The 15,367-nt window shown below is 59.3% G+C and carries 7 protein-coding genes and 1 tRNA gene; 3 read left to right on the top strand and 5 right to left on the bottom strand.

Annotation, left to right across the window (positions count from 1 at the left end):
* Positions 1–509 precede the first annotated feature (509 nt).
* Positions 510–1,277, bottom strand: coding sequence for an RraA family protein (locus tag JNN07_13300; protein MBL9168714.1), 768 nt, complete (start codon positions 1,275–1,277; stop codon positions 510–512).
* 177 nt (positions 1,278–1,454) lie between these two features.
* Here JNN07_13300 and JNN07_13305 point away from each other — a divergent pair, with 177 nt between their 5' ends.
* Positions 1,455–8,276 carry a lamin tail domain-containing protein gene (locus JNN07_13305; GenBank protein MBL9168715.1) on the top strand — a complete coding sequence of 2,274 codons (6,822 nt, stop codon included), beginning with the start codon at positions 1,455–1,457 and terminating at the stop codon, positions 8,274–8,276.
* Positions 8,277–8,530: 254 nt separating this feature from the next.
* On the opposite strand, the gene rlmN is transcribed toward JNN07_13305, so the two are convergent.
* The gene (gene rlmN, locus JNN07_13310) at positions 8,531–9,616 is read right to left on the bottom strand and encodes a 23S rRNA (adenine(2503)-C(2))-methyltransferase RlmN (protein ID MBL9168716.1); all 1,086 of its coding nucleotides are present in this window, start codon (positions 9,614–9,616) and stop codon (positions 8,531–8,533) included.
* A 213-nt stretch (positions 9,617–9,829) separates the two neighbouring features.
* Here rlmN and JNN07_13315 point away from each other — a divergent pair, with 213 nt between their 5' ends.
* Both JNN07_13315 and JNN07_13320 read left to right on the top strand, forming a co-directional pair.
* The gene (locus JNN07_13315) at positions 9,830–10,390 is read left to right on the top strand and encodes a hypothetical protein (GenBank protein ID MBL9168717.1); all 561 of its coding nucleotides are present in this window, start codon (positions 9,830–9,832) and stop codon (positions 10,388–10,390) included.
* Between the two features lie 216 nt (positions 10,391–10,606).
* A tRNA-Arg gene (locus tag JNN07_13320) sits at positions 10,607–10,683 on the top strand.
* A gap of 472 nt (positions 10,684–11,155) precedes the next feature.
* On the opposite strand, the gene JNN07_13325 is transcribed toward JNN07_13320, so the two are convergent.
* The 3 genes from JNN07_13325 to JNN07_13335 form a co-directional block, all read right to left on the bottom strand.
* On the bottom strand, positions 11,156–11,701 hold the full coding sequence (locus tag JNN07_13325) for a hypothetical protein (GenBank protein MBL9168718.1): 546 nt from the start codon (positions 11,699–11,701) through the stop codon (positions 11,156–11,158).
* Positions 11,682–12,017, bottom strand: coding sequence for a hypothetical protein (locus tag JNN07_13330; protein MBL9168719.1), 336 nt, complete (start codon positions 12,015–12,017; stop codon positions 11,682–11,684). The genes JNN07_13325 and JNN07_13330 overlap by 20 nt, the downstream gene beginning before the upstream one ends.
* A 765-nt stretch (positions 12,018–12,782) precedes the next feature.
* On the bottom strand, positions 12,783–15,125 hold the full coding sequence (locus JNN07_13335) for a hypothetical protein (protein MBL9168720.1): 2,343 nt from the start codon (positions 15,123–15,125) through the stop codon (positions 12,783–12,785).
* Positions 15,126–15,367: the final 242 nt, after the last annotated feature.

Genomic DNA, 15,367 nt, shown 5'->3' on the forward strand with positions numbered 1-15,367 from the left:
GGTGATGTCCGTACGGCATCCAGACCAAAATAGATCAAAATGATGATTTTCGACGGAGTTATTTACCGTCTGCTGTGGAGGGCTCTGCAGGGAGCCCTCCCGCAGCCGGTGAATAACTCCGGTTAGGCTATACGGGGGTGCTGTCACCCCCGGAACCGTTAAAAACACGGAGCATCGCGCAGCGATGCCACCCGGTTTTTCAGGCTTGTGTCACCCGTAATCAAGGAACCTGAACCGTTCGTCAGTCCATTTGTCGCCGGGTGGCACGCCTTTCAGGGTGCTGTAAAATATGGGGATTCCAGACCGGGGGTGTCGCTGCGCTCGACCCCCGGCTAATTTCTTTGAACCCTGCGGGTTCTAGGAGGTGAAGATGAGGGCATGCCACGCGCACTCCAGAGAGCGGTTCGTCTTGCTGCATCCCTTTTTTCTCTGCGCTCTTCCCGTCACTGCGGTGTAAATCCGGCCGATCGTTTTTTGGCTTGGAGGGGTTGCCGATGCACGTCCGCCCTTCACCACTCGCCGGTGCGACTGAACTCGACCTGGGTGTTCTCGCGGAAAGCTTTTCCAGCGGCCGCGATCTGAGTGATCATTTGGTCCGGGGACAGGCCGCTCGTGTTCCGCGCCGCGGCTATGACGGTCCGGCATTCATTGGAGTCCATGAACCGCGCGGCTCGGAGCAGATGCTTTTCCTCGCCCGGTGGGATCGCCAGGAAACCGTGCTTGTCGGCATGGATAAGCTGGCCGGGCTGGATCCTCTGGCCGAAGACCTCCACCGGTTCTCCCCAGATATACGGGCAGGCATAGGCGTGTCCCACGGCCAGCCGGCGGGCGAGCGCTTTAAAGCCAGCGTTGGTCATCTCGTCCAGATCGCGGATTGCGCCATCGGTGATGGTCCCCACGCAGCCCAGCGCCCGATGCGTGTTGCTGGTCACCTCGCCCCAAAAAGAACCGACGACTCGGGGTTTGTCCAGATCCTGGACCACCACGATTTTTGGGCCGGGCTGGTTGGCAATGTAGAGGTAGTAGTCGACCCACGCGTTTGGGTGGGTTTTGGGGTGGCCCGGATTGCTAAGCTCGACCTTCAGGGTGACAGCATACCCCACCATGGGCCCCATTTGCGGCATGAAGTCGCGGGTCTCTTCCAAATTGAATCCAGCGCGCGACCGATCATGCGACGTCAATTGCTCCCACCCATTGTAGACGGTGGGGGTGTTCCACCGTTTCAGCTCGAGAAGTTCGCTGTGGGGGAGAGGTTTAGTGGTGGTGGTCGTGGGCATGGGGAGAGTTCAGCTCAGGTTGGGCTGCACATCAATTCTGATTTTCGGCTGGGAGCCGAAGGGGGGGCTGACAGCGGGTGAGATCTGAGCGTCTCTGCGGGGGGCTAAACACAGGTCGAGGATGCCGCGAACAAGGTTGCCCTATCCAATGATTTTTGTTTCAGTAATGATATTCCCATGAACTTTGTAACCCGCAGTTCTTCCCAACCGGTGGTTTCCCTCGGATTGCTCCTGGTTTTCACGGCGCTGCTCGCCACTTCTAGTCAGGGACAGTTGCTGGATGCCTGGCGCGCGGACGACCTGAACAATTTCGACGAAGGGGATGCCATCGGCACCTGGACTAGTTCGGCCAACCGAAATGCTCTGGCCGTCTCCGGAGCGCAACCGATTCTGCGAAAAGGGGCCACCCCCGGAGGAAGTTCGGTGCTCCGCTTCGATCGACATTGGATGACGGTGGATAGCAGCCCGGTGGCGGGGTTGAAGGCTTTCTCCATCGCCTTGGTTTTCAAGGCCTCGGCCGTCGGGACCAACACCAGCACGCATTGGTACGGAAAGTCGGGCATCGTCGATGCCGAACAGGGAGGCATCACGGCGGACTGGGGGCTGGTCATCGACGAACGTGGTCGACTCGCCTTTGGATCCGGACAGCCGGATGTCACTACGACTGTCACCGGAAATTCCTTGGTCGATAGTAATTATCACATCGCGGTCATCACTTGGGGCGGTGGAGCCCAGGCGCTGTATCTGGAGGACCGTCCGGTGGCCCGAAGGACCACCGGGTTGTCGGTGTTGGCTCGGAACTCGGGAGGATTCTCGTTGGGGGCCATCCATACCAGCGACGCCGCGCTGGGACGGCGCTTCGTGGGAGATTTAGCAGAGGTTCGATTCTATGGCTCCTCCTTGAATCCCGCTGAGGCGACCAATGTCATTCGCGAGCTGAAGTCCGCTCACCTGGATGCCAATCTGCCCGGCATTCGACTCTTTACCGCTTCCACGAACACGATTTACGTGGGCGATTCGGTGAGACTCACGTGGGCGGTGACCAACTTTACCAGCCTGGGACTCGACCCCGGCGACGGTGCGATCCTTGGGGCCGAGGGGAGCAGGGTAGTGACGCCGACGCAAACCACCACCTACCTGCTTTCCGCGACCAACGCCTTCGGCGTTCGGACGGCCTCAGTCACCGTGTTTGTCGATCCCGGGATCCCGACGGCGTTTCCGCAGTCGGTGGCGACCATTCGGAACAGCCCCCGGGACATTCAACTCTCCGGCAGTGATCCCAATGGTGGAACCCTGAGTTATGCGCTGGAGCGGCCTCCGGGCCATGGCACGCTGTCCGGTGTACCTCCCGTGCTCACCTACCATCCGAGTCCGGACTTCGCGGGCAACGATGAGTTTACCTTTACTGTGAGCGACGGCTCGCAGACCTCGGCTCCCGCGACGGTCGCGATTCGGGTGGACCCACTTCCGACCAGCCCCAGCCGCATCGTGCTCAGCTCGACCAATCTGCTGTATCCCGCGGCCGTGGGCGCGTTTGCTGCGGCCTTGCGGACGGTGGATGCCAATCCGCTGGATACCCATTCCTACGCCCTGGTCGGGGGCGAAGGATCGCGCGACAACGGCTTCTTTCTACTGAGCGGGAACCGACTTGCCCTCGCGGCACCCCTCACCGCAGGCACTTCCCCCTCGTTGTCGATCCGCGTGCGCACCACTGACAGCGCAGCGCTCACCTTGGACCAGGTGTTGGTGTTCCAGGTCGCGCTCGACTCCTCGCGCGTGGTCATCAATGAAATTCACTACAACGGGGTGAACAACACCGTGCGGGAGGAGTTCGTTGAACTCTACAATCCGCGCGAAACGGCGCTGGATCTGTCGGGGTGGCGGCTGGAGGGCGGAATCGACTACCTGTTTCCCGCGGGGGCGGTTATCCAGCCGCGTGGCTTTCTGGTGGTGGCCCAAGATCCAGCCACTTTGCAGCGGGTGTATTCCATCTCGGCCGTGGGGCCTTGGGAGGGCGTGCTTAACAACGAGGGCGAGGATCTAACCTTGCGCGATGCGAAGGGTGCCACGATGGATCGGGTCGAATTTCGCAGCGAGTTTCCCTGGCCGATTGGAGCCAATGGCAATGGCGGATCGATGGAATTGGTAAATCCGACCATCGATAACAATCTGGGCGGTTCCTGGGCCACCTCGCTTTCACCGTCGTTGCCTTCCCCGGGACGAACCAATCGCACCTTCACTCTCAATGCCCCGCCTCAGCAACGTCAGGTGAACCATAGTCCGCAGACTCCCGCTTCCACCAATGCCGTGGCCATCACCGTCAAGGTCACCGATCCGGAAGGGGTGGCCTCGGTCACCTTGGAGTATCAGGTCGTGTCGCCGGGCAACTTCATTCCTTCGATTCTGCCGTACAGCATCTCCGCCCTGAACAGCAATCCACTGCGACCCCCTCTGCCGAATCCGGCTTATGAATCGAATTGGGTCTCGGTGGTGATGGTGGACAATGGGCTTCTGGGTGACGAGGTGGCGGGCGATGACATTTACACTGCCGTGCTTCCGCCTCAAGCGAACCGTACTTTGGTGCGCTATCGGATCACCGCTGCGGACACTTTCGGCGCCTCCCGTCGCTCCCCCTTCGAAGACGATGAGTCGTTGAATTTTGCCTATTTTGTCTACGACGGCGTCCCGGACTACTTCGGAACCGCAAGTGCCGATCTAACCTCACTCCCCGTCTATTTTCTCATCACCCGGCCCAAAGACTTGCTGGATTGCAATGGCTACGACGGTCTGCCGCAGATCGAGCAATTCAGTGGGTCGGTCGCGAATGAGGCCCGCTATGCGTTCAACTGGCCAGGGGCGATCGTCTATGACGGGGAGGTGTATGATCACGTGCGCTATCGTCTGCGTGGGGCGAACGGACGCTATCAGGAGGGAAAGCGAAATATGCGCTTCAAGTTCAATCAGGGCCGACATTTCCAGGCGCGCGACCGCAGCGGAAACAAATATCCCACCAAGTGGTCCTCGCTGACCACCGGAAAGGGATCGAGCAATCGTCAGACCCTGACCTGGGCGCTCAACGAGATCGTCAATTATTTCCTGTGGAACAAGGTCGGGGTGCCCGCTCCGCTTGCGCACTACTTTCACTTTCGAGTGGTTCAGGGAGCCGACGAAAGCCCCGATGCCTATCGCGGCGACTTTTGGGGGCTCTCCTGGGCGCAGGAAAACTACGATGTGCGCTTCTTGGAGACTCACGATCTGCCCAAGGGAAATCTCTATAAGCTGATCAACGCGCCCCGCAGCGATGACGTGCTGGTCGACCAGCAGCGACAGGAGCGGTATCAAGCCCCGTTCGCCGTCACCAACTCAGCTGATGCCTTCAACATCCAGCAACGGCTCAACGCCACCCAGAGCAGCAGTTGGCTGTTGGCCCATGTCAATTATTCGAATTGGTTCCGTTACCACGCCGTAGCCGAGGGCATCCGGCACTACGACTACTGGCCCACCGCCAACAAGAATGCGGCGTGGTATTTCGAGCCCATCTACACACCGGAGAACAACTTCCTGGGACGGCTTTGGACCCTGCCTTGGGACACCGACTCCACCTGGGGACCCACTTGGAACTCCGGCTACGATGGCCCATATAACGGGATCTTTGCTGTGGAGGGCGGGGGAAGCCGCAAGCCGGAACTGGTTGTGGAATATCAGAACGTGGTGCGTGAGATGCGTGACCTCCTGTTTCAACCCGATCAGTTGATGCCCATCATCGATGCGCTGGCCGGTGATATTCGGGCGTTCGTTCCGGCGGATCTTCAACGCTGGTCCAACGCGCCGACGGCCAACAATCCGCGGGCTCTCTCCCAGGCCGCCTATCGATCGTTACCTGCCGCTGGGCCTGGATTGTCCGGGGGACTGGACGCCTATGTGGCCGATCTCAAGCGCTTCGCGTTTGTGGGGGGATCCTGGCCGGGGGGCGATGTGGCCAGCGGGGGGCAGGCGGCTTACCTGGAAACCGTCGCTCGGGATGCGGCGATTCCCGTGCAGCCCACGCTCAGCTTCGTGGGCCCGGCCGGGTATCCACTCAATGCTCTTCTCTTCCGTTCCTCCGCATTTGCGGATCCTCAAGGTGCCAATACGTTTGCCGCCCTGCGTTGGCGGGTAGCCGAGGTTCTGACCACCAACCAACCCATTTCCGATCCCGCTCAACTCCGGTTGGAATGGGATGCGATTTGGGAATCAGGCGAGTTGACCCCGTTCAAGGCCGACATCCTGATTCCGGGCGCCTACCTGAAAGCCGGCCAGCGCTATCGAGCGCGGGTTCAGCACAAGGACACGACGGGACGGTGGAGCCGGTGGTCGGCTCCGGTGGAGTTCATCCCGACGCCGGCCGACGTGCTGGGTGGTATCCGCGAAAGTTTGGTGGTTTCCGAGCTGATGTATCATCCTTCGGCTCCGGGTGAGTTGGACGAGGATGCCTATGAGTTCTTGGAGTTCCAGAATATCGGAACCCGCACCTTGGATCTGACGGGGATCAGCTTGAGTGGCATCGATTACACCTTTACCAACGGCTCGAGGCTCGACCCGGGCAAATCCTGGTTGTTGGTGCGAGATCGGGTTGCTTTCGAACGGCGTTACCCGGGTGTGATCGTCCATGGAGTTTATCAGGGTAAACTGGACAACGGTGGCGAGACGATTGAATGGATCCACCCCCAGGGAGTGGTTCTGGGATCTATCAGCTACCGCGACCGCGCCCCCTGGCCGGTTGCGGCCGATGGGTTTGGTTTCTCCCTCGTGTTGTCGGATCCCGTGCTGGGCACCTATCGCGCCAGTTCCCAGCCTGGGGGATCACCCGGGCAGCAGGATCCACCCAGCACGATCGTGCCGGTCGTGATTTCGGAGATCCAGGCCGCCTCGCCGACGGCGGGCAGCGATGCGATTGAACTGCACAACCCCACGTCGTTGTCCGTCGACCTCACGGGATGGTGGCTTACGGATGATCCGAGCGACCCTCAAAAGTTCCGTTTGCCGGTGGGCTCGGTGCTCTCACCGGGAGGCTTTCTGACCGTGCGGGAGCCCCAGTTTAATCCGCAGCCGGGTTCCGATCCGAGCTTTGGCCTCAGTTCCCTCGGCGAGGAAATTTATTTGTTCTCCGGAGCGGCGAACGGGGACCTGACTGGATACTCGCACGGATGGAGCTTCGGAGGCTCCTCCGACGGGGTATCATTGGGGCGGCATGTGAACAGCGCGGGCGAGGAGTCCTTCCCTCCTCAGACTCGGATTACTTTGGGGGCCACCAACTCGGGACCGGCGGTTGGTTCACTGGTGTTTAGCGAGATCTCCTACCATCCACGGTTTCCGGAGGATGAATATGTGGAGATCTACCATCGTGGTCTGACGGCTATGGATCTGTTCGATCCTGTGTTCCCGACCAACCGATGGCGCGTCGCGGGTCTAACGTTTGTGTTCCCGGCCGGGCTTCGGATCCAGCCAGCGCAGACGGTGCTCCTCGTCAGGGACGAGCCCGTGCGATTCCGTGCGCGGCATGGCCTTCCCGAGAACGTGTTGATACTGGGGCCCTATGCGGGAAGTTTGCAGCAGAGCGGCGAGCAACTCGAACTGCAAGCGCCTGGCACACCAACATCGGGTGGCGTTCCCTACATTGCCATGGATCAGGTTCGGTATAACGACCGCGCTCCCTGGCCGGGGGCGGCGGATGGGTCTGGTGCCTCGTTGCATCGGACGGATACCGGAGGTTATGGGAGCGAGCCGACCCACTGGCGCGCTGCCTTGCCATCGCCCGGCCAAGCCTATGTTCCTGGTTCCGGGAGCGGACCCAGCGTGGTGACCCAGCCGGAGGATGTCGTCGCCATCGCGGGTCAGGACGCCTCATTCTCGGTGGTCGTGATGGCCGAGGAGCCCGTTCAATATCAATGGAAGTTCGAAGGCGAGCGGATCCCTGGTGCTACACAGCGAGTGTTGCAATGGGCGGCCGTCAGCCAGGCGCAGGAGGGGCGGTATTCCGTGGATGTGGTCGATCGATTCGGATCGGTGGTCAGCGCCTCGGCACGACTGAGCGTTCTTCTGCCGGCGCGGGTTGTGTTCCATCCGCAGAGCATTCTGGCTCGACCGGGTAGCAATGTGGTCTTTTCGGTCACGGCCGACAGCACCACCGCGATTCGCTATCAGTGGCAGCGCAATGAAGTGGATCTACTTGGAGCGAATGGTGCGACGCTCGCGCTCAACGCCGTCGATCTGGACGATGAAGGCCTCTATCGGGTCAAGATCACCGATTCGGTTGCCACCATCTACAGCGAATCGGCCTCCCTTCGGATGTTGATCGATCCTGTGATTGTGCAGGACCCGCTTAGCACCGTCAGCGTTGCGGGCGGTTCGGCGACCTTCAGCGTGGTGATTACCAACACCGCGACTTTGCCGATCACCTATCGATGGAGACGCGGAAATCTCGAGCTTCCCGGCGGGGTCATGACCCTGCATCAGCGCGTGTCCTTCATGACGGCGACGAACATCCAGGGCTCCCTTACTAACTTCAGCGTCACGGTGAGCAATCTGGCTCGGAGAACGGTCATCACCAGCAAGACCGCCACCGTGGCCTTGTTGGGTGATACTGACAAGGACGGCCTGCCTGACTCCTGGGAATCCCAGTGGCAGCTCGATCCGGCGTCGGCTCAGGATGCAGGATTGGATCGTGACGAGGATCGGATGTCCAATCTGGCGGAATTCATTGCGGGAACCGATCCGACCGATCCTCGTAGCGTGCTCAAGCTTCAGGCCAGCCTTGCGGGGCAGGGTGGGGTGTCGTTTGAGTTCCTGGCCCTGGGCAACCGGACATACACACTCGAGGCGGCGGAAGATCTTGAGCAGCCGGTGTGGACGCGGGTGGCGGATTATCCGGCCGTTCCCAGCAGTCGCGTGGAGCGCTGGGTTGATCTAGGTTCAAGCACGAATCGCTTCTATCGCGTGAAGACCCCCTGGCGACGTTGACGTACTCGTTCGCCTGGCAGCGCGGACCAGCCTGCCTCGCGCTTTGGTCGGGGTGTCTGCCCGAAGGCAACGGCCGAATTTATCACACAAAGCCACGAAGCCACAAAGCTCTTGGAGGGAAGGAAAACTGAGGTTGTTGCTCGCGGACAACGTAGACCACACGGAGGAAGGATCGGTTCGGGAGCTTGGCGAGCTTTGTGCCTTAGTGTGAGGCCATCGTCGGCCGCCGAAGCCTTCTTTCGTCGACTCCTACACTAAGAACTGGCCCGCAGTTGGCCGCAGCCGGCCACGACATCGATGCCGCGACGTTGCCGAACCGTACTGGGGATGCCGGCCGTTTGAAGTGTCTTCTGGAAGGCTTTCGCCGCATCCGAAGCACTGGCGATTCCTGGGTAACCTTCGGTGGGGTTGAGCGGGATTAAATTCACATGAGCGTCCAGCCCGGATAGCAGGGCCGCCAGTCGCTCGGCGTGTGCGGGCGAATCATTGGTGCCGGCGATTAAGGTCCACTCGAAAAAAATCCGCCGACCAGTTTGGGCACAATAACGGTGGCAGGCCGCCATCAATTCGCCCAGTGGCCACCGTCGGCCAGCGGGGACGAGCGCAGACCTCTCCTCATCGGTGGATCCATGCAGGCTGACAGCGAGGTGATAAGGCTGCTGTTCCTGCGCCAGTCGATGAATCCCGGGCACCACTCCCACCGTGCTGAGAGTGATGCGGCTGGGTCCGATGTTGAGGCCTCCCGGATCGCGGATGATTTCCAGCGCCGCCATGACGGCGTCGTAATTGTGCAGGGGTTCGCCCATGCCCATCAGCACGAGGTTGCGGAGGTCTTCCTGTCCGGCCGCCCGGAGTGCGCGCTGGGCATGTCGCACCTGGGCGACAATTTCGCCCGCGCGAAGATGGCGGACGAAACCCATTTGACCGGTCGCACAGAAGACGCAGCCCATGGCGCACCCTGCCTGAGTGCTGACGCAGGCGGTGTGGCGACCCTTGAAACCCATGACCACCGTCTCGATGGTTTGCTCGTCGTCCAGGCGGAGCAGGAATTTGCGTGTCAGCCCGTCGCTGCTGGAGATATCGGCGACCTGGGTGGGGGCATCGATGAGGAAGCGAGGTTGGTCTCCGAGGTTTTTCGCCACCCACCGTTCCAACGGCGGAGAGAAATCGGCTTGCCCCATCAGAGTTCGCTCCAAGTCGCGGTGAATCCGGCGCCAGAGTGGACGCGTATGCGCGGGCGACAGCCCGCCGGCCACCAGCACCTGCTGCAGTTGACCAAACGACAAGTCCAGCAGGGAGCGGGGCAGGGCAGGGGCATCGACTGGAGCGACGGCGGACATGTCGAGCGTAATTGAGGCAGCTTGCGGTGACGGGGACCATCAAAAAGTGGTGACCCGGGCGGATCCGGTATTAAATCTTTTCCGGGTGAGATTCAAGTCGTGCTCTACGTGACGAGGTAAGGCGAAGGAGTCCTTGGGTTCCAGGTCTTCGCCCCCTTCATCTTACCTTCATTTGATCGTTGCCTTGTGGCCCCGGGGCATTAATTTCCACCTGTGTCGCAAACACAGGACAAGATGCCCGTGGTGGCAGAAGAGGTTCCCGAGGGGACGGCCTGGTTTTGTTTGCGTACTCAGCCCAAGCACGAACATATTGCGGCTACGCATCTTAGGCGATATGAGCAGATTGAGGTTTTGAACCCTCGAGTGCGTTATGCTCGGGCGACCCGTCAGGGTCCTATTTGGGTTACCGAGGCTCTCTTTCCGAATTATCTTTTCGCGAAGTTCGACTGGAAGACGTCACTCAATCGGATTCATTACTCCAACGGGGTTAGCGGCATCGTCCATTTTGGCAATCGTTGGCCGACGATTCCTGAGGCGGTGATTGAGGAGTTACGTCGATTGGTCGGGAACGAAGAGATTCATGATTTGGGTGAGAGAATCCGTGAGGGGGAGACGGTCACGATTGCGGGCGGGACGTTTCACGGGTTGGAAGCGGTGGTCAACCGGGTGATGCCAGGTCGGGAGCGGGTGACGGTCCTGCTGGATTTTCTCGGTCGTCAGACCACCGTGGAGGTTTCGGCAAACTCCATTGTACGTGCTGGCATCAAGCGTTAGTTGCTTTCGCCCGAGGTCCCCCTGAAATTGGCTTCTTTGTAGCAACGTCCGTGTCGGACGTTCCCTGGTCCGCCTCAGAGCAATCTAAAATCCAAAATCTAAAATCCAAAATCCCCTGTGTCTTGCCTATTGCAGTCTGGAGAAGGTTCGTTGTAGTCTTCGCGTGCTTGGTTGGGCTGCAAAGCTCGCCAAGCGATCAATTTCGTTTTCTGGGAAGCATTCGTAGCTCAACTGGATAGAGCTTCTGACTTCGGATCAGAAGGTTACAGGTTCAAATCCTGTCGAATGCACCAGCCTTCGCTTTGCGGAGCATAAGCAAGGCTGCCACGTCGTAGCTTTCAAGCGAAGACGGGCTTCGACGAACATCCCCTGTAGCTACGGCTTGGCAAGCCAGCCTTCTAGTTTGGCCTTCGGCTCATATAAAACCCTTCGCTTTGCGGAGCCAAAGCAAGGCTGCCACGGAGGCTCGTCCCGCCATAGCCTCCGGCGACGGCGGAAGCTTTCAAGCGAAGACGGGCTTCGACGAACATCCCCTGTAGCTACGGCTTGGCAAGCCAGCCTTCTGATTGGCCTTCGGCTCATGTAAACCCTTCGAGTCCGCGTCCTCCATCTTGTCCGCCGTAGCCTCGGCGTAGGTGGCGGCTTTGAGCGAAGGAGGAAGCCAGCCTTCTGATTGGCCTTCGGTTCCGCACCCCACCTGTCAACGTTCCTGTAGGAGCCGAGTTGAGAAGATCACGAGCATCCCATGGCCTCATGCATGTAGCGTCATTCTTTGCTGCGTTCTCCTACCACCGATAGCCTCTTGAGCCGATCTCGACATAGGCTGCGGCGAGCATCATCGACCGAGGTCGCTTCCAGCCGCTGGAGGATGATCTCTGGCTTCACCAGACGGTGACGTAGGAGTTCCGCAACAAAGTCGAAATCTTTCTCCCTACCGGCCATGAGCTTCGCGACGGTGAGGTCATGCATCTCCAGACAGAGGCCGACGCCTGTGCCGGTATTCTCGTTCTGCAGGCGCACGAGGCGCTGCTTCCAACATTCGGGTAGTATGGCTGTCTCCTCCGAAACGCCGTGGGCGTAGTAGCCGAACGTTTGGTGAAAGGGGGATCCCTCCCCGATGCAGCCATCGATCAGGTCGGCATCTGCCGGATCGCGGAATGTAAACACATCCGCTTCCATCGAGACACAGAGCGAATCGGGGGGGCTTGGAAAGTGTCCAAGTATCGCCTGGCTGCCGATAATGACCAACTCTGTGGCTCCCGTGATTCCAGAGGCTGCTCGGATGACGTGCTCAAGCTGCGCTCTTCGCATATCTTGCCCGGGTCGTTCGTTTGATATCCCAGATTTCCTGAGGGGGGAGCAGTCCTGCGAAAGGTGAATTCTGTCGCAAACGACAGCCTTCTTCCGTCTCCGAGCACAAGTTGGAGCAAATGATCTCCATGGGTTTGTTCAGTAGTTCTTCCCACTCCTTATAGCACGCCAGGAGGGCCGGAGCATCGGTGTTTCGCTGCCTCCAGGCTTTTACGTTGGTCCGAGCGAAGTTGAGGAGATCGGGGTTGCTGCGAAGCTGCACAACCACGCGCTTCGCGATTTCCAAGCCGACCTCATCATGTAGTTCGTGGTGCACTTTGGGCAGTATAGTCCGGCGGTTGTTCCCTGCCAACTCGGGAGTTTCAGCCGTATGTGCGACACCACCCTAGGCAAGCTCGCCGACCCGGCTCAGATCTTCGATGGTTTTCGTGGGGCATGTTTGGCGACTTGAAGCTGCGGAGGATGTGATTAAAAGGATCAGGCGAGGCTGTCGTTCTCGCCATGTTGAGGGGCCACCTTTCATAGGACTTCTCCGCTAACTAGGAATGCCAATTCGTCATCACAACGCTTGGACTCTGGAGACGCACCGACGTTCGAAGGTTTCCTGGAAAGCGGTGGAATGAGGTTGCCGGGATGGCCCGTGCCGTTGAGGGTACGGCAGCGAGGGCCACGCATGAGCGCGACAGACAAGCGTCTCATAGAATCAAAACCCCACCGTCGTCAACCTCCTTCTCAGATGGGGTAAGGCCACCGCTTCGGTCCGTTTATTCATCAACTAGGAATACGGGCGACCTTTCCCCGATGCAGCCATCGATCAGGTCGGCGTCCGTCGGACCGCGGAATGTAAAGCGAGCGAGGAGTTTGAGGGAAGCATCGGGCAGCCTAATTCGATTGAATTCTCGGGAAGGACGTGTTGACTATGCACATGCCGAGGCTTACGACAATCCCCTAGTAACGCTGAGAACAGTTTGGGATCGATCGAGCTTATGCCCACGCCTGCAATCGACTATTGTTTGCCGATCGCCACACAGGAGTCTGTCCGGGGGCCGGCTTGTATTCTAGACTTTCCCTTACGGGCAACTTACGGCTCTACCACCCGAAAGGCCCGGATGGGCACTCTCGGATCGACAGGATAGGTCAAGTCCAACTGCCCGTTGTCGCCGACCAAGATCGGAGCTGTCAGTGCCTGCCACTGAAAATAATTATCGGAAGTTTGGATGGCGTATCGGCCCCCGGATCGCCCCGAGTACACCAGCCGAATCCTTGAATCAGTGATCGGGTAAATGTGGAGTGCGCTCGGGCTGAACTCTCCCTGGTCTTCGAAAGCCCCGATGTCACAGGCAGTGCCGAAGGGCCGGCCTTGTCCCCGCTGATCAGTCGGCGGACACGCTGTGCTTAGTCCAGTATCCCTGGCTGGACTTCCAGGCAACAGCGGAAGTGTTGGAATTCCTCCGCCGTAGTCGCCCAAGGCTCCGAGTCTCGGCTCGACCCCGGTGAGCCCTCCACTGAACGGGTAACTCTGATCGGAACTCAGGTTTCCGCCGTCGTCGGCGATCGGCCCAAAGCAGTTGGTGCCGGACAGGCTACCCGCCACGATGGTATTGCGGAGCATCAGCTTCTTATTCGTGCTGAACAGGGCGCCACCAAGGTTCTCGCCATCGGGCCACTTGAGGTTGTTCCCCTCCCAGAAATACCCCAATCCACCCCGCGCAGCATTCTGTAACAATGTCGCATTCACGAGTGCTAGGGATCCATTCAGATTACACACGGCGCCGCCCATAGCAGTTCCTCCGGGCGACTGAACCCCGCCCCCGAGTCCCGCCCCGGAGGTTGGGGAATGTCCGCTCCCATTCGCTGAGTTGTTGAAGAAGGTCACATTGGTAGCAAAGGACGAGCCGGAATTGTACAGGCCGCCTCCGAATGCTGGAGCCCCGCCGGAATAGGCAGCGTCGGGGAATCCTCCGCCAAACGTGCGGTTACCTTCAAGAGTGCTGTCGATCAGGACCAATGAACTGACGCTGTAGATGCCACCACCGGCTCCGTGCCCAGTAGGAGGAACCCAAGTGATTCTGTGAAAGTGCGACAACGCGCCTTGAGCTTCATTTTCTTTGAAGTGACATTGACGCAAGACTGCGACCCCCCCATTGAATCCCCCACCACCCATTCCGTGCCGGCTTGGCAACCTCGCCTGCGCGCGGTTCTTAGACAACTCGCATCGGATCATTTCCAGATCGCCCTCGTTGTGAAATCCTCCCCCTCGCTCCGCTTGATTGAATAGCAATTTGCACCGTGTGACCATCAATGAGCCTCTTCGGATGAAGACAGCCCCGCCCGTAGCAATGCCGCTTGGATTAGCTTGTGAAGAGTAAGGTACGGACGCCTCATTACCGTGCCAGATACACTCTTCTGCTCTCGACTGGCCGCCCTCGAGATACAGCGCCCCTCCTTCTGCGGCTCCGGAAATACCATCAAATGGGAAATGCCCATCTCGGGAAGGCCCCCCACTTCCTCCCACCACTCGATTCGATTCAAAGTAGCAACTTCGTAAGTTCAGCGAGGTGTCAATGGTGCACATCGACGCACCCCGCGCAGGGCCCCCGGAACCATAAGAGACAAAAAGCCAGTCCGTATCATAACTACCTTCGCCCCCCGTTGCCGTGTTACTGACGAATCGGCACTCGGAGAAACTGAGTGCTCCTCCGCGGCTAAAAATCGCGCCTCCTTGACTTGCCCCGCCATGATTGGCACTCACTACAGCCGATCCCTGCCCGACAGGCTCTCGAAAGGTTCTAAGTCCTAACCCGCCAAACACTTGATTCCTTACGAACTCGCAGCGCACGGCGTTCACAGTTCCGCCATCGTTGAAGATGGCTCCCCCAAAGGCAGGCTCGGCATCGGCGATTTCAGTGGCTGGCCTTCCCACATGATTGCCTCCGGTGAGGATTACCTGGGTCAGGCTTAACGTTACGCCCGGTTGCACTTGGAACAGCCGCACGCGATTTTGCCCATTGATTACCACTCGGTATCCTGTTCCATCGATGATGGTGTCTCGAGAGATCAGCACGGTCTGCGCCAGGTTGATCGATACGTCGCACTCCAACCTAATCACACCACCGTTGGTTAACGCCGCCAGAAACTGTTCAGCAGAACACAGAGTAGAAGATTGAGCGGGCGAGACCACGCTCCCCAGGTTCTCCGCCAACCGCGACCTCACCTGACGATCCTTCACAGACTCCAGGCCTAGAGACAGGGGTGTATCAGCCGCTTCCTCGGCGCTGCGGTCGACGGCCGCACTGAGTAAATGGGATTGAACATCTTGCGCCAAGAAAATGGATGCCCCAACCAGCAGTCCCCGAAGGTGGATCAGGAAAACGGCAAGTGCTTGAGCTGGCTTAAGCGCGCGTGACATTCGAATTTGTGACATAAACTGAAATGGTTAGATCCTCCTCGTCCTAAATCACCCGCTCGGATCGCTACCCGTGTTTATGAACTCGTGCGGAAACGAGCGTGGTCGTAGGGGATTGGTCATCTCCTACAAGGATCGTAAGCCTGGTAGGCCCCGTTGAACCCACGATCCCCCGCATCTCTCATACTATCACGGTAGTCATTTCACGCTAGACTCGGATTGCTCCAATGGCAAAGCAAATGATCCAGGTGCAGTCAGGC

The sequence above is a fragment of the Verrucomicrobiales bacterium genome (genome assembly GCA_016793885.1).
Taxonomy (GTDB): domain Bacteria; phylum Verrucomicrobiota; class Verrucomicrobiia; order Limisphaerales; family UBA11320; genus UBA11320.

Coding starts and splice junctions, on each gene's coding strand:
- JNN07_13335 (MBL9168720.1), bottom strand. CDS start 15,125: ATGTCACAAATTCGAATGTCACGCGCGCTTAAGCCAGCTCAAGCACTT.
- JNN07_13305 (MBL9168715.1), top strand. CDS start 1,455: ATGAACTTTGTAACCCGCAGTTCTTCCCAACCGGTGGTTTCCCTCGGA.
- JNN07_13300 (MBL9168714.1), bottom strand. CDS start 1,277: ATGCCCACGACCACCACCACTAAACCTCTCCCCCACAGCGAACTTCTC.
- JNN07_13325 (MBL9168718.1), bottom strand. CDS start 11,701: ATGCGAAGAGCGCAGCTTGAGCACGTCATCCGAGCAGCCTCTGGAATC.
- rlmN (MBL9168716.1), bottom strand. CDS start 9,616: ATGTCCGCCGTCGCTCCAGTCGATGCCCCTGCCCTGCCCCGCTCCCTG.